The sequence below is a fragment of the Bradyrhizobium sp. BR 10289 genome (assembly GCF_019455385.1).
Taxonomy (GTDB): domain Bacteria; phylum Pseudomonadota; class Alphaproteobacteria; order Rhizobiales; family Xanthobacteraceae; genus Bradyrhizobium.
Map to the genome: position 1 here is coordinate 303,795 of NZ_JACOFR010000001.1, position 18,117 is coordinate 321,911.

22 protein-coding genes and 2 pseudogenes are annotated in these 18,117 nt (G+C 64.8%); 14 read left to right on the plus strand and 10 right to left on the minus strand.

Annotation, left to right across the window (positions count from 1 at the left end; genetic code table 11):
• Window positions 1-66 precede the first annotated feature (66 nt).
• Window positions 67-1,185 carry an FAD-dependent oxidoreductase gene (locus HYH08_RS01455; protein ID WP_220007955.1) on the minus strand — a complete coding sequence of 373 codons (1,119 nt, stop codon included), beginning with the start codon at window positions 1,183-1,185 and terminating at the stop codon, window positions 67-69.
• A gap of 79 nt (window positions 1,186-1,264) precedes the next feature.
• On the opposite strand from HYH08_RS01455, the gene HYH08_RS01460 reads away from it, so the two are divergent.
• Window positions 1,265-1,942, plus strand: a complete 678-nt coding sequence (locus HYH08_RS01460) for a TetR/AcrR family transcriptional regulator (RefSeq protein WP_220007956.1) — start codon at window positions 1,265-1,267, stop codon at window positions 1,940-1,942.
• Window positions 1,943-1,992: 50 nt separating this feature from the next.
• On the opposite strand, the gene HYH08_RS01465 is transcribed toward HYH08_RS01460, so the two are convergent.
• Complete coding sequence (locus HYH08_RS01465; RefSeq protein WP_502787384.1) at window positions 1,993-2,835, minus strand: TetR/AcrR family transcriptional regulator; 843 nt, start codon at window positions 2,833-2,835, stop codon at window positions 1,993-1,995.
• Between HYH08_RS01465 and HYH08_RS01470 the strand changes: the two genes are divergently transcribed.
• The 3 genes from HYH08_RS01470 (at window position 2,834) to HYH08_RS01480 (ending at window position 6,482) form a co-directional block, all read left to right on the plus strand.
• Complete coding sequence (locus tag HYH08_RS01470; RefSeq protein ID WP_228747455.1) at window positions 2,834-3,955, plus strand: alpha/beta fold hydrolase; 1,122 nt, start codon at window positions 2,834-2,836, stop codon at window positions 3,953-3,955. The genes HYH08_RS01465 and HYH08_RS01470 overlap by 2 nt on opposite strands.
• A gap of 194 nt (window positions 3,956-4,149) precedes the next feature.
• Entirely contained in the window at window positions 4,150-5,397 is a 1,248-nt protein-coding gene (locus tag HYH08_RS01475) for a serine hydrolase domain-containing protein (RefSeq protein ID WP_220007958.1), read from the plus strand.
• A 203-nt stretch (window positions 5,398-5,600) separates the two neighbouring features.
• A complete protein-coding gene (locus tag HYH08_RS01480; RefSeq protein WP_220007959.1) occupies window positions 5,601-6,482 on the plus strand; it encodes an AraC family transcriptional regulator in 882 nt (293 codons plus the stop codon).
• 16 nt (window positions 6,483-6,498) lie between these two features.
• On the opposite strand, the gene HYH08_RS01485 is transcribed toward HYH08_RS01480, so the two are convergent.
• Window positions 6,499-6,849 carry a EutQ-related cupin domain-containing protein gene (locus HYH08_RS01485; RefSeq protein ID WP_220007960.1) on the minus strand — a complete coding sequence of 117 codons (351 nt, stop codon included), beginning with the start codon at window positions 6,847-6,849 and terminating at the stop codon, window positions 6,499-6,501.
• Window positions 6,850-7,034: 185 nt separating this feature from the next.
• On the opposite strand from HYH08_RS01485, the gene HYH08_RS01490 reads away from it, so the two are divergent.
• Window positions 7,035-7,322, plus strand: coding sequence for a hypothetical protein (locus tag HYH08_RS01490; protein WP_220007961.1), 288 nt, complete (start codon window positions 7,035-7,037; stop codon window positions 7,320-7,322).
• Window positions 7,274-7,747, plus strand: coding sequence for a PIN domain-containing protein (locus HYH08_RS01495; protein ID WP_220007962.1), 474 nt, complete (start codon window positions 7,274-7,276; stop codon window positions 7,745-7,747). Before HYH08_RS01490 ends, HYH08_RS01495 begins: the two co-directional genes overlap by 49 nt.
• A gap of 33 nt (window positions 7,748-7,780) precedes the next feature.
• Here HYH08_RS01495 and HYH08_RS01500 read toward each other — a convergent pair whose 3' ends face one another.
• On the minus strand, window positions 7,781-8,281 hold the full coding sequence (locus HYH08_RS01500; RefSeq protein WP_220007963.1) for a peptide deformylase: 501 nt from the start codon (window positions 8,279-8,281) through the stop codon (window positions 7,781-7,783).
• A gap of 78 nt (window positions 8,282-8,359) precedes the next feature.
• Here HYH08_RS01500 and HYH08_RS01505 point away from each other — a divergent pair, with 78 nt between their 5' ends.
• The 3 genes from HYH08_RS01505 to HYH08_RS01515 all read left to right on the plus strand — a co-directional run bounded on the left by HYH08_RS01505 (window position 8,360) and on the right by HYH08_RS01515 (window position 10,793).
• Window positions 8,360-8,944 carry a TetR/AcrR family transcriptional regulator gene (locus HYH08_RS01505; protein ID WP_220007964.1) on the plus strand — a complete coding sequence of 195 codons (585 nt, stop codon included), beginning with the start codon at window positions 8,360-8,362 and terminating at the stop codon, window positions 8,942-8,944.
• A gap of 104 nt (window positions 8,945-9,048) precedes the next feature.
• Window positions 9,049-9,636, plus strand: a complete 588-nt coding sequence (locus HYH08_RS01510) for a DUF308 domain-containing protein (RefSeq protein ID WP_220007965.1) — start codon at window positions 9,049-9,051, stop codon at window positions 9,634-9,636.
• A 140-nt stretch (window positions 9,637-9,776) separates the two neighbouring features.
• Window positions 9,777-10,793, plus strand: coding sequence for an alpha/beta hydrolase (locus HYH08_RS01515; protein WP_220007966.1), 1,017 nt, complete (start codon window positions 9,777-9,779; stop codon window positions 10,791-10,793).
• On the opposite strand, the pseudogene HYH08_RS37335 reads toward HYH08_RS01515, so the two are convergent.
• Window positions 10,790-11,005, minus strand: a pseudogene (locus HYH08_RS37335) (cupin domain-containing protein); the annotation flags it as partial. The gene HYH08_RS01515 and the pseudogene HYH08_RS37335 sit on opposite strands and share 4 nt — an antisense overlap.
• 173 nt (window positions 11,006-11,178) lie before the next feature.
• Between HYH08_RS37335 and HYH08_RS01520 the strand changes: the two are divergent.
• Window positions 11,179-12,399 carry an MFS transporter gene (locus HYH08_RS01520; protein WP_220007967.1) on the plus strand — a complete coding sequence of 407 codons (1,221 nt, stop codon included), beginning with the start codon at window positions 11,179-11,181 and terminating at the stop codon, window positions 12,397-12,399.
• A gap of 12 nt (window positions 12,400-12,411) precedes the next feature.
• On the opposite strand, the gene HYH08_RS01525 is transcribed toward HYH08_RS01520, so the two are convergent.
• Complete coding sequence (locus HYH08_RS01525) at window positions 12,412-13,047, minus strand: CGNR zinc finger domain-containing protein (RefSeq protein WP_228747456.1); 636 nt, start codon at window positions 13,045-13,047, stop codon at window positions 12,412-12,414.
• A gap of 53 nt (window positions 13,048-13,100) precedes the next feature.
• Here HYH08_RS01525 and HYH08_RS37340 point away from each other — a divergent pair.
• Both HYH08_RS37340 and HYH08_RS37345 read left to right on the plus strand, forming a co-directional pair.
• Window positions 13,101-13,451 (plus strand): annotated as a pseudogene (locus tag HYH08_RS37340) (EamA family transporter); the annotation flags it as partial.
• A gap of 109 nt (window positions 13,452-13,560) precedes the next feature.
• Complete coding sequence (locus HYH08_RS37345; protein ID WP_228747457.1) at window positions 13,561-14,058, plus strand: DMT family transporter; 498 nt, start codon at window positions 13,561-13,563, stop codon at window positions 14,056-14,058.
• On the opposite strand, the gene HYH08_RS01535 is transcribed toward HYH08_RS37345, so the two are convergent.
• Window positions 14,040-14,441 carry an ester cyclase gene (locus HYH08_RS01535; protein WP_220007968.1) on the minus strand — a complete coding sequence of 134 codons (402 nt, stop codon included), beginning with the start codon at window positions 14,439-14,441 and terminating at the stop codon, window positions 14,040-14,042. The two genes, HYH08_RS37345 and HYH08_RS01535, sit on opposite strands and share 19 nt — an antisense overlap.
• Before the next feature lie 16 nt (window positions 14,442-14,457).
• Window positions 14,458-15,348: a LysR family transcriptional regulator gene (locus HYH08_RS01540; RefSeq protein ID WP_220007969.1), complete on the minus strand. Its 891-nt coding sequence runs from the start codon at window positions 15,346-15,348 to the stop codon at window positions 14,458-14,460.
• A gap of 105 nt (window positions 15,349-15,453) precedes the next feature.
• On the opposite strand from HYH08_RS01540, the gene HYH08_RS01545 reads away from it, so the two are divergent.
• Entirely contained in the window at window positions 15,454-16,179 is a 726-nt protein-coding gene (locus HYH08_RS01545; protein ID WP_220007970.1) for an SDR family oxidoreductase, read from the plus strand.
• Window positions 16,180-16,182: 3 nt separating this feature from the next.
• On the opposite strand, the gene HYH08_RS01550 is transcribed toward HYH08_RS01545, so the two are convergent.
• Window positions 16,183-17,055, minus strand: coding sequence for a bifunctional helix-turn-helix transcriptional regulator/GNAT family N-acetyltransferase (locus HYH08_RS01550; RefSeq protein WP_220007971.1), 873 nt, complete (start codon window positions 17,053-17,055; stop codon window positions 16,183-16,185).
• 131 nt (window positions 17,056-17,186) lie between these two features.
• Here HYH08_RS01550 and HYH08_RS01555 point away from each other — a divergent pair, with 131 nt between their 5' ends.
• Window positions 17,187-17,927 (plus strand): 2-keto-4-pentenoate hydratase, encoded by a 741-nt coding sequence (locus tag HYH08_RS01555; protein ID WP_228747458.1) that lies wholly within the window; start codon window positions 17,187-17,189, stop codon window positions 17,925-17,927.
• A gap of 13 nt (window positions 17,928-17,940) precedes the next feature.
• On the opposite strand, the gene HYH08_RS01560 is transcribed toward HYH08_RS01555, so the two are convergent.
• Window positions 17,941-18,093, minus strand: coding sequence for a hypothetical protein (locus HYH08_RS01560; protein ID WP_220007973.1), 153 nt, complete (start codon window positions 18,091-18,093; stop codon window positions 17,941-17,943).
• Between the last annotated feature and the right edge of the window lie 24 nt (window positions 18,094-18,117).

Consider the following 18,117-nt stretch of genomic DNA (forward strand, 5'->3'; position numbering starts at 1 on the left):
CCAGCATCAGCGAACGCCTGAGGCGCTTCGCGGCAATGCCGGCTTCGCGTCTCCGGAGAAGCGCCGTCATGCCGCGGCGCCGAGGAAGTCGACGAGGCTGGAGGGCGCGCGCTCACCCAGGCAAAGGTCCAGGACGCTGTGCGCGTCCACGGCAGCAACCTCGCTGCGCGAGAACATCGCCGCCTCATAGGGGGCCAGCGCATTCTCGATGTCTCCGGGCCGAGCGGCGATCGCCTCGCCGAGCTCGGCCCCGTCAAGCATCGCCAGGTTTGCGCCGTCGCCGGCCGGCGGCGACAAATGCGCGGCGTCGCCGAGCAGCGTCACGCCTGGGGTGCGAGTCCATCGGTGACCGACCGGCAGCGCGTTGATCGTTCGCAGGACCGGCGCCGTGTCGCTGTCGGTGATCAATGCGGTGAGAGCCGGTGTCCACCCGTCGAATTCGGCTGCGATCCGGGTTCTCGCGGTCGCGGCGTCGTTGAAGTCGATCTCCGCAAACCACGCCGCAGGTCGCATTAGTTGAATGTAGGCGTGGAGCACGCCAGCCGGCTCCCGGTGCGCGGTGATCCCCTTGCCCGGTTCGAGCGCGAACATTCCGCCGGCCCCGACCGCCGCAGCCGTTGCGGGGAAACGCCGATCAGCGTCGTGCAGGTAGGTCTCGACGAAGGACACGCCGACATAGGCGGGCACCGCGTCCGACACCAGCGGGCGCACCTTCGACCAGGCGCCATCGGCGCCGACCAGCAATTCGGTCTCGACAGCCGAGCCATCGGTGAAAGTCAGCTCGTGACGACCGCCGCCAAGTAGCCTGGCTCCGGTCAGCTTCCGCCCCCACCGGATCGTCCCGGCGGGCAAGGAGTCGATGAGTATCCGCCGCAGGTCGCCCCGGAGCACCTCGGGACGTCTGCCGTCTCCGGGCTGGTCCAGCAGCACATTGCCGTTGCGGTCGAGCGCGCGCGTCGCGTCGCCACCCTCGTGAATGATGGCGCGGAATGCGTCCGTCAGGCCGGCGGCCGCGAGCGCCTGCTGACCGTCGTGTTCGTGTACGTCAAGCTGGCCGCCTTGCGCGCGGTCGTGCGCGGAGGGCTCTGCTTCATAGATCGTGACAGCGATGCCGTGGACGTGGAGCACGCGGGCGAGGGTCAGGCCGCCCAAGCCTGCACCAACAACGGTCACGGAAATGGTCATGGGAGCGCCTCAAGCTTATTGGAACATTGTTCCATATAGCATTGGTTGGAACGGCGTTCCAGATATGTCATGTTGGCGCATGTCTAAACGAGCCCCCCAGACCGCGCGACGCGCGGATGCCCTGTCCAAGGCGCGGATTGTCGAGGCGGCGATCGAAATTCTCGATGCGCGCGGGGAGGCCGCTCTGACATTTCGGGCGCTGGCGAGGCACCTGGCGACCGGCAGCGGAGCGATCTACTGGCATATCGCTGACAGGAACGACCTCCTTGCCGCCGCGACGGAAGATGTTCTCGCCCGCGCCCTGGCGAAGATGGCCAGGGAAGAGGAGCCAAGGGCCGCGATCGGCGCCATCGCGCTCGCGGTCTTCGATGCGATTGACGCCCACCCCTGGGCCGGCGCTCATCTTTCCCGCGAACCATGGCATTCCGCGGTCGGCGAGATCTTCGAACGCATCGGCGGATGGCTCCAGCCGCTCGGTGTTCCCATGGATGCACAATTCGACTGCGCCTCAGCGCTGACGAACTACATCCTCGGCGTGGCCGGCCAGAACGCGGCCAACGCCCGCGCGCTTCCCGGCGGAACGGATCGCAAGGCGTCGTTGGAGGCCATAGCCGCGCGCTGGATTCAGGATGATCCCGAATCGCGTCCATTTCTTCGGCGGGTGGCGGCGCAACTGAGCGAGCATGACGATCGCCAGCAGTTCGTTGCCGGCGTCGACTTCATCCTGGCGGGCGCCTGCGTCAAGCAAAGCGCTTGAGGTCGGGCGGCGCATGCGCAGACAAAAACCCTGCATGCGCATGACGGCAGCTATCCCTGTTCCGGCGGCGAGCACCGCTGCACACTGACCTCCGCCAGCGCTTTGAAGACAGAAGGCGCGCGTTCCAGGCGGGCGATCGTTCGCGCGCCTTCGAGGGCGGCGACCAATGCGGATGCGGCAGAGGATGCGTGCGCAGGAGAAAAGCCGCACCCCCTGAAATGCTGCGCGATGACCTCGGTCGAATCGACAAATCCGCGCGCGACCCGTTTGGTCAGCTCGGCGTCGAGCGCGGGCAGCTCGTTCGCCAGATTTTGCATCAGGCAGCCATACTGGAAATCAGAGGCAACCATTTCCGCCGCGAATGTCCGGAAAATCTGACGAATGAATTTGCGGGCATCGCCTGCCGTATCCGCAGAGATATTCCGCAGGACCGCAATTCTACTCGCGACGTAATGATCGATCGCTTCTTCCGCGAGCTGGGCCTTGCCGCGTGGAAAGTGAAAGTAGAACGATCCTTTGGGCGCACCGCTTTCTGCGATGATCTGGGTCAATCCAGTCGCGGTGTAGCCTTGGATGCGAAACAGTCGTTGAGCGGTGGCAATCGCGTTGGCGCGGGCGTCGGTCTTGCGTGGCATGCGCCACACATAACAGACTTCGCTTGACGCCGCTATGGCGATCGCCATACTATGGTGATCACCATAGAAGGGCCGGCGCTTGAAGCATCCCGTCAGTTTCAAACCATCGATGTCCCGGCGAGCCGTGCTGGCGATGGGCGCGGCCAGCCTGGCTGCGGCCTCACTTCGCCCGGCTTGCGCAAATCCCATAGGAGGACGTGATTTGACGACATCCCCATATGGCGAAGGAACGCTTCCCGAAGGGGTGCGCTCACGCATGCTCCATGGGATCAATGGCCTCGACGTTCATATTCTCGAGGCCGGTCACGAAAGCCCCGGCCGGCCGCTCGCGCTGCTTCTCCACGGCTTTCCGGATCTGGCTTACGGCTGGCGCCACCTGATCCCGCTTCTGGCTGACGCGGGCTACCATGTCGTGGCGCCCGACCAGCGGGGCTTTGGCCGCACCAGCGGCTGGGTGAACCGCTATGACACCCCGCTCGCGCCGTTCGGTCTCTTGAACATGACGCGTGATGCCCTCGGACTGGTTTCGGCCTTGGGATATCGGCGAACGGCAATGCTCGTCGGGCACGACCTTGGCTCGCCCGTGGCGGCGTATTGTGCGCTCGCCCGGCCTGACGTCTTTCCTTCGGTGGTGCTGATGAGCGCACCGTTTCCGGGGCCGCCGGCGTTTCCGTTCAACACCGCGGAAGCCGAGGCGCCGTCGGTTCAAGCGAACAACGAAAATCGAAAGCTGGCAGCCGCGCTGGCGGCGCTCGATCCGCCGAGAGAGCATTATCAGCAATATCTGAGCGCGCGGCGGGCGAACGATGACATGTGTCACCCGCCCCAAGGCCTGCACGCGTTTCTTCGCGCATTCTTCCACGTCAAGAGCGCCGACTGGCCGGGAAACAAGCCGCATCCGTTGAAGGGGCGAACCGCCGCGGATCTTGCACAGATGCCCACTTATTACGTGATGGATCTCGGCAAGACGATGCCCGAGACCGTCGCTCCCTTCCAACCTTCCGCCGCCGAGGTCCACTCCTGCAAATGGCTCACCGAGCCGGAGCTTGCAGTGTACACGCAGGAGTATGACCGCACCGGATTTCAAGGCGCCTTGCAGGCGTATCGCGTCTTTTCCGATGCCGACCTCAATGCCGGGTTGCGCCTGTTTTCCGGCAGGACGATCGATGTCCCATCGCTCTTCATCGGCGGGAAAAGCGACTGGGGCACCTATTCGGCGCCAGGCGCGCTCGATCTCATGAGGACGAAGGCGACAACGCGGATGGGCGGCATCGAGCTGATCGACGGCGCCGGTCACTGGATCCAGCAGGAGCAGCCGGTTCGGCTGAGCGAACTGCTGCTCGCCTTCGCCAGGGAGGTGGACGGATCACACCAGTGAGCGCGTCGAAGCGAGCCAACCGCGCGCGGCGAGGCGAGTTGGGCCATGCGGCACCGACGAGGCAACACCGTTCGATCCTTCAGGGAATTTTGGCTCCATCCTGATCATCGCGCAGCACCCCGGCATAAACGCGAGATGTACCTCTTGCCGTCGCATGTTACGACGTCCGCATCGTCTCTCTGGAGCCCGTGTTGATGTCCGTCCAGCCCACCCAACTCACCTCCGCCGAATCCGATCCCGAAACCCTCGGCTGGATGCGCGGCTTTCCGCCGTCACCTGATCGCACCATCACCTTCCAGGACGGCTCGTTCCGCAACTTCCCCGAGCTCCGCTGGGCCTGGAGCAACATCCGCCAGCTGGTGCCGACGATGAACGTCTGGCGCGGGGCAGGGCCGGCATCTCCGCTGCCGCGTTCGGAGCAGGATATTGGCGCGGTCGCCTCGACCACGATGGACGGGCGGCCGATGACGTTCGCGACAATGCTGGAAGAGACCTACACTGACGGCATCGCGGTGCTGCATCGGGGCAAGCTGATCTATGAGCGTTATTTTGGCGCGTTGAAGCCGCACAAGCCGCATATCGCGATGTCGGTGACGAAATCGTTCACCGGCGTGCTCGGGGGCATCTTGATCGCGGAAGGCAAGGTCGATCCGCAGGCCCCCGTCACCGACTATGTGCCGGAACTGAAGACCAGCGCGTTCGGCGATGCGCGCGTGCACGAGGTCATGGATATGACCACGGGGCTCGAATACACCGAGATCTACACCGATAAGAACTCGCATGTCTGGGGCCTGCGGCGCGCCAATGGCATGGCGCCGATCCCGCCCGGCTATGACGGTGCGACCACCATCTTCGACTTTCTGGTTGCACAGAAGAAGCAGGGGGAGCACGGCAAGGCCTTTGCCTACAAGACCGTCAACACCGACGTGCTCGCCTGGATCATCAGGCGCGCCAGCGGCATGGCGCTGTCCGACCTGCTGTCCGAGCGGATCTGGCAGCCGATGGGCGCGGAGGAGGACGCGCATTATCACGTCGATCGCATCGGCACCGAGAGCGGCGGCGGTGGTCTCTCCACCACCTTGCGCGATCTCGCCCGCTTCGGTGAGACCATGCGCAATCACGGCCGCTTCAACGGCCGCCAGGTCGTGCCGTCACAGGTGGTCGAGGACATCGCCCGCGGTGGCGACCCCGAAAAGTTCAAGCCGGCCGGCTACACCACGCTGCCGGGCGCGTCCTATCGCAATCAATGGTGGGTCACGCACAATGAGCACGGCGCCTACATGGCCCGCGGCGTCTACGGGCAGGGCATCTACATCGATCCCAAGGCCGAGATGGTGATCGCGCGCTACGCCTCGCATCCCGTCGCGGGCAACGCTGCCAACGATCCCGTGACGCTGCCGGCCTATATGGCGCTGGCGAAGCAATTGATGGCGGGCGGGTAGGGCATCGAACGCTCGCGCCACACACTCGCTGCCATCGCCCGATTTAATCCGGCGATCCAGTATTCCAGAGAAACTCGTGATTGAACCGGGAGGCCGCGGCGTACTGGGTCGCCCGGTCGAGCCGGGCGACGACAGTCCGCAAGATCGGTCGCGCGCGCGACCGCCATCCCCGGCTAACACGACACCGCCACGGAGGAGGGACGATGACGGCGGTACTGCAAAACTATCAGGCCCGGATGCGGCGGGTGCTGGATCATATCGACCGGCATCTCGACGCTGACCTGGATCTCGACAGCTTGAGCGGCGTCGCGGCCTTCTCGAAATTCCATTTCCACCGGCAGTTCACGGCGACCTTCGGCTTGTCCGTGTATCGCTATGTCCAGCTCGCCCGCATGAAGCGCGCTTCATATCGGCTGGCTTACGGGGACGCCGTCGGCGTCACCGACATCGCGATGGATGCCGGCTACGATGCACCCGATGCCTTCGCCCGCGCCTTTCGGCAGAGGTTCGGGCAATCGCCGTCGTCGTTCCAGAAATCTCCCGATTGGGAGCCGTGGCTTGCGGCCCTGGGGCCTCTGGACAATGCGAGGAGCAAGCTGATGCAGACGAATTTTACGGCTGACGACGTGACGATCCGCGATGTGCCCACCACGAAAGTGGCGATCATGGAGCATCGGGGCGCCCCGGCGAGGCTCGGCGACACCATCCGCCGCTTCATCGCCTGGCGCAAGGCCGCCGGCCTGCATCCCAGCAGCAGCCCGACCTTCACCGTCTGGCGTTCCGAGCGGCGCCCCTCGATGCCGGCCGATTACAGCGTCGACCTCTGTGCCGGAACCGAGCACCCGATCGCGGCGAATGGCGAGGCGATGAGGGCCGGCGAAATTCCTGGCGGGCGCTGCGCCGTGCTGCGCGTCGTCGGCTACACCGACAATCTCGAACCCGCCGCGCTGTTTCTCTATCGCGACTGGTTTCCGGCCAGCGGCGAGGAAGCGCGCGACTTCCCGCTCTATTGCCAGCGCCTGAGCTTCTTCCCGGAGGTGCCGGAGCATGAGACGGTCGCGGAGCTGTTCCTGCCGCTGAAATAGCGCTGGGCAACGCGTCTCATTCGCGCGCCTCTTGCCAGTGCGGATAGGTGACGTAGGCGGTGACGGCGCCTTGCCCGAGTGAGCGGATGGTGACCGTCTCGCCTTTGGGCATATAGACGATCTCGCCGGGGCCTGCAGTGACCGTGCGTCCCTCGCTCGTCACCGAGAGCTGTCCTTCCAGCACGAGCATGATGTCGTCGACCGCGAGTTTTTCGACGAGGCTCTGGTCCGGAGCGTAGCGGCCGAAGCCGATCGTGACGGGCCCGCCGTGGCGCTGGTCGATGACATTGCCGGCGTAGATCTCTGCGTCTTGCCCTGGCGAGCGTTCGAAGGACGCATCGGAGAGTGCGATTTTGCGAACTTGCATGACTTTTTCCGTGTTGCGGCGAGATGAGGCCAATAGACGCGCCGGCAGGCATTTTGTTCATGGCCTTCCAGAGACGGTTTGACGCAGCGCGTGAAGTCGGTCGGCCAAGGTGTGATGGCGGGCGGGTAGGCCGAATGCGTTCGGCGAACTTGCTGAGAATTACATATGGGTGTATGTAATTCGTCATGAGCCACATTAGCATCCGCGACCTCCAGAAGATTTCGGGCGACGCAATCGGCGCGTTGCCCGGTCCGACTCCAGTCAAGTCTGGCGAGCGGACGGTCGGGTTGCTCATCCCTCTCAAGGCAGCGGATCCGGATCGGCTCGCTGCGGTGTTGGCGCGCGCTGAGCGACTTGCGAAAAAGCGTGACGCGGCCGCGGACGATGCGGCACTGGCTGAATTCGGCGACGTTGATCCGGTGGATTGGTCGGTCTCGGCCGTGAAGGCTCTGACAGCCCAGTCGAAGACATGAGACGGCCGTCAACGACGATCGTCATCGATGCAGCCATTCTGATCGCCGCAGTGCGAGGCCGCAGTTCCGGTGCACTCCTCAAGGCAGCAGAAAGTGCAATTCTGGTAACGACCGACCGTGTGGTCCAGGAAGCGCGTCGGCGTATCACGCTCGGATTGCAGCGTCCGGAGCTGATCGAGGTGCTCGACGCTTTGGCGGAATTGCTGACAATCATTCCTGTTGCCGCGCTGGCACCAATACTCGGCCGATGCGAAGAGACGCTTCGCGACGCCGTGCCGAGCCGCAACGGGTCGGAGCGCGATGCGCACGTGCTGGCGCTGGCCTGGAGCGTCGATGCCGACGTCTGGACCTCCGATCGCGATTTCGCCGGTACAGGTGTCGCGACCTGGTCGACGCCGAACCTCATGCGCGCATTTGCGGTGTGAAGCGCGTGGGTGGATTACGCCGCGCTAACCCGCCTACGAATTCCGTCCCATCTTCTCGAACCTCTTCACCAGTCGCTCGCGCTTCAGTCGCGACAGCCGCTGGATCCAGAACATCCCGTCGAGCTGGTCGATTTCGTGCTGGTGGCAGACGGCGCGCAAGCCGTCGGATTCCTCGCTTTGCAAATTGCCGTCGAGATCCCGATAGCCGATCCGCACGCGCGCATGCCGCTGCACCTCGTCATTGACGCCGGGCATCGAGACGCTGCCCTCGCGATGCAGGATCATTTCGGGCGAGGCCCATTCGATCTCGGGATTGACGTAGGTCTGCGGCCCCGCCTTGGCGTCGAGTTCCAGCACGACGACACGCAAGGGCACGCCGACATGCGGCGCCGTGATACCGATGCCGGGCGCGGCGCGCATGGTCTCGAGCAGGTCGGCTGCGAGCTCGCGCAAGGCGTCGTCGAAGACGGTGACGGGGCGGGCCGGGCTTGCGAGCCGGCGGTCGGGATAGCGGACGATCGGGCGAATGGTCATTTGAGGCTCCTACCACTCACGGATGGTTGAAGCATCCCATTGTTGACGGCCTACCTACTAGAAGGTAATTCAACGTCCATGACCAACGTCTCCTCGACTGCCGACGACATCTTGGCCTGCGCACGTAGCCTGATCATCGCGGGCGGCTACAATGGCTTCAGCTACGCGGACATCGCTGACGTGGTCGGCATCCGCAAGCCGAGCATCCATCACCATTTCGCCAGCAAGGTCGATCTGGTTCGCACCCTCGTGTCGCGCTATCGCGCGGAGGCGGAGGCGGGGCTAGCGGCGTTGGAGCGCAACATCCCCGACCCGCGCGACCAGCTCAAGAGTTACGTCGGATATTGGGAGACGTGCATTACGGATGCGACGGCGCCGTTCTGCGTCTGTGCGCTGCTGGCCAGCGAGCTTCCTATCCTCCCCGAGGAAGTCGCGCTCGAGGTCCGCGCACACTTCCGCTTCCTGGCGTCCTGGCTGACATCGGTGCTGGAGCGGGGAAAACGGAAGGGGAGGCTGCATCTCTCAGGTCCGGCGAAGGTCGAGGCTGAAGGAGTCATGGCGACCATTCACGGCGCGATGCTGTCGGCGCGCGCCTATGGCGATCCCAAGATGTTCGGTGTGATCACCACCCCGCTCGTGGATCGGCTGTCTACCAGGCACTGAAGCATATCGGCGAGACGATCACGACACGCCCACAGGCGCATTGTGGGCGCGGGAGGTTCACTGCGAGCGCGAAACTACCAACTAGAAGGTAAAGGAACACGATAATGGCAAATCATCAATTGGATCTCGTTCGTGTCGATCGCGAGCGATGGCTGAAGCAGTATTACTTCATCCGGGCGGCTTTCTCCGTCGCCTGGGTCGTCGCCGCCCTTGCCGCTGGCGCGTCCTCTGCGGCGATTGCCGGCGCATTGCTCGTGCTCTATCCGGCGTGGGATGCTGCGGCCAATTTCGTGGATGCGTCGCGCAGCGGCGGGCTCAATCAAAACCGCACGCAGGCGCTGAACGTCATCGTGAGCCTTGTGACCACGATCGCGGTCCTCATCGCCTTGCAGACAAGCATGAACGCGGTGCTCGGCGTGTTCGGCACCTGGGCCATCATGTCAGGCCTGCTTCAGCTCGGGACTGCCATCCGGCGCTGGAAGAGTTTTGGCGCGCAATGGGCGATGGTGCTCAGCGGCGGCCAGTCGGCGCTGGCCGGCGGCTTCTTCGTCTTTCAAGCCACGACGCCGATGTCGCCGACGATCGCGACCGTCACAGGCTATGCCGCGGTTGGCGCGGTGTACTTCCTGGTCTCGGCGGTCTGGCTCGCCGTCAGCGAGTGGCGCCAGCACAGGCGGGCTCAGCTGGGATAAGGCGATAGGCGCCGGCGGGATGATAACATCATTCCGTTGTCTCGCCCGGTGGGGCAGATCGCGCTCTTGCAATTGCCCTGCATCGTTGCGTGGCCTAACCTTGCCGCCAACAACAAGAGTCGAAGGCGGAGGAAAACTCTATGCGCACAATTGCAATCGCTCTAGCGGCAACCATCACCGCGGCGACGCCCGCTATGGCCGATTACCTCGTCAAGGAGGTCGGCAGCTTCCATGTCGGCGGCCACACCGAAACGCTGAGCGGCCTTCCGTCGAAGGAGATTGTGTTCTCGCCCGGCGCGCCGCCGATCAAGGTCGATCCGAACGGCGAGTTCGAGGTCGAGCAGATGTATGTCCAGTTCGTCAAGCAGGCTGCGCCGAAGTCGAAACTGCCGCTGCTGCTCTGGCACGGCGGCGGATTGTCGGGCGTGACATGGGAGACCAAGCCCGACGGCAAGCCGGGCTGGCAGCAGTTCTTCCTCAATGCCGGCTATGATGTCTACGTCTCCGATGCGGTCGAGCGCGGCCGCGCCTCCTGGGCGCGCTATCCTGAAATCTTCAAGAGCGAGCCGTTCTTCCGGCCCAAGAAGGAGGCGTGGGAGCTGTTCCGGATCGGGCCTGCTTACGAGGTCGGCGGCAAGCGCGAGGCGTTCGATGGCGAGCAGTTTCCGATCGAGGCGTTCGACCAGTTCGCCAAGCAGGGCATTCCGCGCTGGGCCACGAACGACGCGGCCACGCAAACGGCCTATGATGCGCTGGTGCAGAAGGTGTGCCCGTGCATCATTATCGTTCACAGCCAGGGCGGCAATTTCGGCTTCACCGCCGCGCTGAATGCGCCGGACAAGGTGAAGGCGCTGATCACCATCGAGCCGTCGGGGGCGCCGGATCCGGCAAAGGCCGATGCAGCAAGGCTCAGGGGCGTGCCGCACCTGATCGTGTGGGGCGACTTCCTCGACAAGGTCCCGGTATGGTCGAAGCTCATGGTCAACCCGACCAAATGGGGGCAAGCGGTCGCGGCAGCCGGCGGCAAGGTCGACACGTTCGAACTGCCGAAGATGGGCATCAAGGGCAACACCCACATGCTGATGATGGACCGCAACTCCGACGACATCGCCAAGCTCGTCAGCGACTGGATCGACAAGCAGGGCCTCTCGAACTAGTCCGGATAGGGCGCGCTGTGCTTGTGCACGAAGCGGCCGTCGGAATTCGCGCTCATCATATCGATGTCCGAGCATGTCGTGAGGTCGTCGGGCGAGCGCGAGCCGACTTGAGATGACGGCCACGGCATCCGACCGGTTGATCATATGATGGCCGTTGCCTTTCGGGGGGCAACGCAATCGCCCGCGCGCGGCATGGTTTCGCTGCCATCCTCCCTGAAGTCTTTCCCTCGAAATTATGCTGCGCCGGCGGGCGCCCCAGTTTGCCGGGCGCGGAACCGAGCTGCCGGTGCGGTCGAGATTGCGTGAAAATTAAAGTACGATCGTTGTGTCGGCCGTCCCGGTTCCCATTCGTCTTCCACCCAGACAGACCTTTCGGGAGACCATAATGAACGCTTCCTCCTATCGCTGGGTGATCGTCGCCGCCGGCGGCTTGCTCGGCTGCGTCGCGATCGGCGGCATGTTCTCGCTGCCGGTGTTCCTGCAGCCGATCGCCAGGGACACCGGCTGGTCGGTAACAGGCATTTCCAGCGCGATGACGATCGGCTTCCTGGCGATGGCCTTCACCAGCATGGCCTGGGGCACGCTGTCCGACAAATTCGGGCCGCGGCCGGTGGTGCTGACGGGATCGATCGTGCTGGCGCTCAGCCTGTTCGCGGCGAGCCATGCGACCTCGCTGGTCGTGTTCCAGTTCGTGTTCGGCCTGCTGACCGGCGCCTCCTGTGCCGCGATCTTCGCGCCGATGATGGCGGCGGTCACCGGCTGGTTCGACACGCATCGCAGCCTTGCGGTGTCGCTGGTGTCGGCCGGCATGGGCATGGCGCCGATGACGATGGCGCCGCTCGCAGCCTGGCTCGTCTCCGGCCACGACTGGCGCACCTCGATGCAGATCATCGCGCTGGTGGTCGCCGCCATCATGATCCCGGTCTCGTTCCTGGTGCGCCGTCCGCCCGCGCTCGCGCAGGCCGCGGCTGCGCCGATGGGCGCGAGCACGGCGCAAGGCGAGATGTCGATGAGCGAGGCGCTGCGCTCGCCGCAATTCCTGATCCTGCTTGCGACCAACTTCTTCTGCTGCGCCACCCATTCCGGGCCGATCATCCACACCGTGTCCTATGCCGTGAGCTGCGGCATTCCGCTGGTTGCGGCGGTGACGATCTACAGCATCGAGGGTTTTGCCGGCCTCGGCGGACGTATCGCCTTCGGCCTGATGGGCGACCGCTTCGGCGCCAAGCGCGTGCTGGTCTCGGGCCTCCTGTTGCAGGCGTTCGGCGCGCTCGCCTATGTCTTCGCGCATCAGCTCGCGACCTTCTACGCGGTCGGCGCCGTGTTCGGCTTCATCTATGCCGGCACCATGCCGCTCTATGCCGTGCTGATCCGCGAGAACTTTCCGCTGAAGATGATGGGCACGGTGATCGGCGGCACCGCGATGGCCGGCAGCCTCGGCATGGCGACCGGCCCGCTCGCCGGCGGCCTGATCTATGATGCCTTCTCCAGCTACGCCTGGCTCTACATCGCCTCCTGGGCCATGGGGCTCGGTGCGTTCCTGATGGCGATGAATTTCCGGCCGTTTGCGAAGCCGCAAGGTGAGGCGGCGCCGGTCGCGGCGTGAGGACGCGGCTATTCAGCTCCCGTCCTTGCCTTGTATTCGCTGATAATGCCGGTGCGCCTTGGCGCGATTTCCGCAATCGCCCATCGCGCACCAGCGCCGGTTCTGCGCGCGGCTCTCGTCGACGAACAGCCAGCCGCAGCCGCGGTCGTCCTGGCATTGCTTCACGCGCCGCGCCCGCGGCCCGGTCATCAGCGCAGCAGCCGAAATGATGATAGGTTTGAGGATATCAAGGTCATCGCCCTGCGCCTGTAGTCCCCATCCGGCGCTGCCGCCATCCCATACCAGCGCCGCCGCCGAGATTGGCCGCATCAGCATCCTGTTGAAGGTCTTGAGAGCTTCGCCTGGAGGCGCGTGACGTTTGATCCGGGCAACGAAGATATCATAGATGGCCTCGCGCAGCATGATCGCTTCGCGATACACCGTCGCGCCGCGTGTGACGTCGGTCTGCCAGGCGGAACGGATGCGTTTCAGCTCGCGCGCGGGGCCGATGCCGTTTGCGCCGAGCCATCCCAGCAACGCCTGGGCGTCCATCAGCCGTTCCTCGGATGGATCGCGCAGACGCCACGCCGCAGTGTTGACGAACCGGATCGCCAGTTCCTCGTCACCGTCGTCTTTTTCGCGAAAACTGTCGGTTTGCTTGGAAACCAAAGCGCACCCGGCCGGTTGGTGATTCTAACCATATAACAGGTTATGAGATCATCATGCAGCTTTCAAGGGCGCACCTGGCGATCGTCGCGGCATTTGCGGCCATCTATCTTGTCTGGGGCTCGACCTATCTCTCACTGGCGCTTGCGCTGCAATCGCTGCCGCCATTCACATTGATGGCCGCGCGCTGTCTGGTCGGCGGAACGATTCTGTATGGCGCCGCCTGCACAACAGGCCGATTCTTGCCTCCGCCGAGAATCTGCGTTGTAGCGGCGATTTGCGGCGTGCTCTTCTTCGTCGGATGTCACGGCGTGCTCGCCGATGCCCAGCAACGCGTCCCTTCAGGCCTCGCCGCGATCCTGCTCGCAACGATTCCACTGTGGCTTGTGCTGTTGCAGATCATCTTTCCCGGCCGCGATCGGCCGACATGGAAGACTGTGGCGTTCCTTGTTCCCGGTATTGCGGGCCGTCGCCCTGATCGCGTCTCACGAAGCATCATCCGGCAGCGGGCTGCACATGAGCGACGTCCTTCTGCTGCTGGGCGCGGCGCTATCCTGGGCGGCCGGAACATTCATATCGGAGCGCTATTCCGGAAAGTTCTCGCCGGTCGCGCTGTCCGGATTGGAGCTGCTTGCCGGCGGTGCCGTGCTGCTGGTTGCCGGTGCCCTCCGCGGAGAATTCGGCGCCCTGCAGCTGTCGAACGTCTCGGCCGTCTCGGTCGCAGGCTGGGCCTATCTGACGCTGATGGGCACCGTTGTCGCATTCTCGGCCTATATCTGGCTGCTCAAGCGGGTGCCATCGACTCTGGTCGCGACCTACACCTTCGTCAATCCGATCATCGCGGTGCTGCTCGGCTGGGCCTTTCTCGCAGAGACGCCATCGCCATGGATGCTTGCAGGCGCTGCATTGGTGATCGCCTCGGTCGCGGGCCTGCTTTGGACGCGCGGTCAATCGCCTGCGGTCGCCAAGACGTCGCGGAAGACGTCGCAATTGGCTCAGTTCTCCGCGCGATAGAGCTGGGCCTCGATCGCCGCCTTGTCGATCACCGACCACACCTGCCAAATTCGTCCGTCGCGAAGTTCGTAGAACACGTTCTCGCAGAACGACACGCGCTTTCCGTTCAAGGCGAGTCCCAGGAATGTCCCGGCCGGCGCACAGTCGAACTTCAGCCTGGCACCGATGCGAGGCGGATCGGCGATCAACAGCTCAATGTTGAACCGCAGATCCGGGATGTCGCGAAAATCCTTCTCCAGCATGGCGCGATAGCCTGACAGCCCGAGCGGCCGCCCATTGTGGGCTACGTCATCATGCACGAACTGGTCCAGCGCCGCCCAATCCTGCCGGTTCAGGCAGGCGATGTAGTTGTGGTAGAGGCCGGTGAGGTCGTCTCTGGTCAAGGCATGTTCCTTTTGCTCACGCGCGGCGCCGCACATGCTCGATCAGCGCCCGCAGCTTCGGCGCAACGTTGCGGCGGCTCGGATAATAGAGATAGAAGCCGGCGAAGGAGGGGCAATATGGCTCGAGGATTGGCACCAGCTCGCCCCGCGCGATGGCGGGACGGAAGCTCGCTTCCATGCCGAAGGTGATGCCGGCCCCCGCGATCGCGAGCTTGATCATCAGTGCCATGTCGTTGGTGGTGATCTCGGGCGCCACCGCGACGCTGAACTCCTTGCCGCCGTCCGCAAACTCCCAGCGATAGGGCGTAACGTTCGGCGCCGGACGCCAGCCGATGCAGCGAAACGAGGCGAGCTCCGACGGGTGCGCGGGCACGCCGAAGCGCTCGCGAAACGACGGTGCGCATACCGCGAGCTGGCGTTCGTCGCCGGCGATCGGCACCGCGATCATGTCCTGCTCGATGACCTCGCCGAGGCGCACGCCGGCGTCAAAGCCGGCGGCGACAATGTCGAACTCCGCGTCGGTCACGGTGATGTCGAGCTGCACCTCCGGATTCGCTTCGATAAAGGCCGCGAGAAACGGACCTGACAAAAAGTGCTCGGCGATCGAGGAGACCGCGAGCCGCAAAAGTCCGCGCGGCCGCCCGCGCAACGCCTCGGTGTTGCCGAGCGCGGCGCGCATGTCGGCGATGGCAGGGGCGATCTCCGCATGCAGCCGCTCGCCGGCCTCGGTGAGGCTGACGCTGCGCGTCGTGCGCTGGACCAGCGCGATGCCGAGCGTTTCTTCCAGCCGCTGGATGGTCTGGCTCACGGCGGAGCGCGTCACGCCGAGACGATCGGCGGCGGCGCGAAAATTCCGTTCTTCAGCGACCAGCGCGAAGACGGCGAGGGCGTTGAGATCGGGTTCCATTGGTTAGACAGGCTGGCCAGGGTAGTTAGCAATTGTCGTCTTATCACGACACCGGCTCCGGTCCATCTTCCGCGCAACCGATCCAGACGCGACGAAGGACCTCACATGCCCATCGACAAGATCGTTCTCATCACCGGCGCCTCCAGCGGCATCGGCGCCGGCATCGCGCGCGAGCTGGCTGCCGCCGGCGCAAAAGTTCTGCTCGGCGCCCGCCGTGTCGATCGCCTGAAGGATCTCGCGGCCGAGCTGAACGCGGCGGGCGGAACGGCGCTCGCGCATCCGCTCGATGTCACCGATCGCGCCAGCGTGGCCGCCTTCGCCGACGCTGCGCGCGGCGTCTGGGGCCGGGTCGACGTGATCGTCAATAATGCCGGCGTGATGCCGTTGTCGCTGATGGCCTCGCTCAAGGTCGCCGAGTGGGACCGGATGGTCGACGTCAACATCAAGGGCGTGCTCTACGGCATCGCGGCCGTGCTGCCGGAGATGATCGCGCGCGGCTCGGGCCATGTGATCAACATCGCCTCGATCGGCGCCTTGAGCGTGTCGCCGACGGCAGCGGTCTACTGCGCGACGAAATATGCGGTGCGGGCAATCTCGGACGGCCTGCGCCAGGAGCATGATAACATCCGCGTCACCTGCATCCATCCGGGCGTGGTCGAGAGCGAGCTGGCAGGCACGATCACCGATCCTGTCGCGGCGGAGGCCATGAAAACCTATCGCGCCATCGCGCTCCAGCCGGACGCAATTGCCCGTGCGGTGCGTTTTGCGATCGAGCAGCCCGATGATGTCGACGTCAAGGAGATCGTCGTGCGTCCGACGCGGACGAGGTGACCGTCACAGCTGCTTCTCGAAGAACAGATCCGGGTAGGGATCGTCGTTGAAACGCGGGATCTCGCGCCAGCCTGTGGTGCGGTAGAGCTGGCCGGCCTCGGGCAACGCGCTGTTGGTATCGAGCCGCAGCAGCGTGATGCCGAGCCCGCGCGCGGCATCTTCGGCTGCGTCCATCAGGCGCCGGCCGAGCCGCAATCCCCGTGCAGCGGGCGCGACCCACAGGCGCTTGATCTCGGCGTAGCCGTAATCGGTTCCCTTCAAGCCGACGCAGCCAATCGGCAGCGTGTCCGATATCGCGACCATGAACGTGCCGCGCGGACGGCGCATGTCCCTGGCGTCGGGATCGCGCGATAGTGAAACGTCAAAACCCTGTTTGAAACGGCGGCCGAGCTCGGCATAGTACTCGCCGAGGCAGTAGCGGGCTTCCTCGCTCTGCGGGTCCATCTCGTTCAGCGCCACGCGCTCGCGCGTCAGCGCCGAGGCGATCAGGTCCATCGCCGCCAGCAGCGCATCGGCTTGCGAATGCTGCGCAAGGAAGCTTTCAGCCTGTGCGTTCGACAGCGCCTCATAGGCCGCGAATTCGCGCCGGCCCTCGCGTGTCAGCTTGGCCACGCGACGGCGCGCATCGTCCGCATGCGCGGTGGTCTCGATCAGGCCTTCGTCCTCAAGGCTGCGCAGCAGGCGGCTCATCAGCCCGGAATCGAGCGCGAGATAATCGCGAATCTCGGCCACGTCCGAGCGCCCGTGCCCGATCGCATTGAGCACGCGCGCGGCCCCAAGCGGCCGCCCGCGCCCGAGGAACGAAGTGTCGAGCGCGCCGACGGCGGAGGTGACGGCACGGTTGAAGCGGCGGACGCGGGAGACGGGGTCGAGCATTATCTGACTTTAGTCAGATAATGCGACCGGGTCAATTGGAGCGGCAGGCTGGCATTGCGCGGCGAATTCGAGCAGAACCTGCCTCTGGCAGCGTCTGCCGTCGAGGCCCGGACGCAGGACGGGAGAATGAGTTGAGCAAAGCGAGTGAAGCGGCGGACCTGCTGGTTGCAGCCCGAAACGGTGGGTGGCTGGTCTCGTGGCGGGACGTTCTGCCGTCGGATCGCGCCGCTGCCTATGCGATCCAGGACGCGACGCTGGCGGCGATCGGCCCGATCGGCGGCTGGAAGGTCGGGGCGCCGAACGCGGAGGCCGAACCCAATTGCGCGCCGTTGCCAGCGTCGGGTCTGCTGGCCTCCGGCGCACGATTGGCGAGGGGAGGGCTGCGCGGGGTGGAGGCGGAAGTCGCGCTTCGGGTCGCGCGCACGCTCACGGCTGACGATATCGCATTGCCCGAGGCCGAACTGGCAAGAGCGTTCGATGCAGCCTATCCCGCCATCGAGGTGGTGGAGACGCGCCTCGCGGACTGGACCAGCAGCGATGCCCTCGCGAAGCTCGCGGATCTGCAGAGCCATGGTGCGCTGCTGCTCGGACCTGCCGCGGCGGTCAACATCGCATCGATCGACCTGAGACGCGTCGAGGCGCACATCTCGATCGGCGGTGACGTCGGCAAGCAGACGACGGGTGGCAATCCGGCAGGCGACATCTGGCGCATGTTGCGCTGGCTGATCCGCCATTGTACCGACAGAGGCGTGCCGCTCTCGCGCGGCCAGATCGTCACGACCGGTTCGTGCACCGGCATGATGTTCGCGCAAGAGGGCGACGCGGTCCGCGTGCGTCTTGCGGATTTCGGCGAGGTTGCCGTCGACTTTTGAAATCCGCGCCGATCTAGTTGCAGATTGCGCGCGGAATCATCCACGTCGCGACGGTCTGCCAGCTTCCGCCGTCACAGCGCTGATAGGCGACGAAATCGCCGCCATCGGCGTGCACGAGTTCATAGCGGTGAGTTTTGGTTGCTGCGGTGCTGCCGGATTTGCTCATGGAAAAAACTCCATCTCGAAGAGG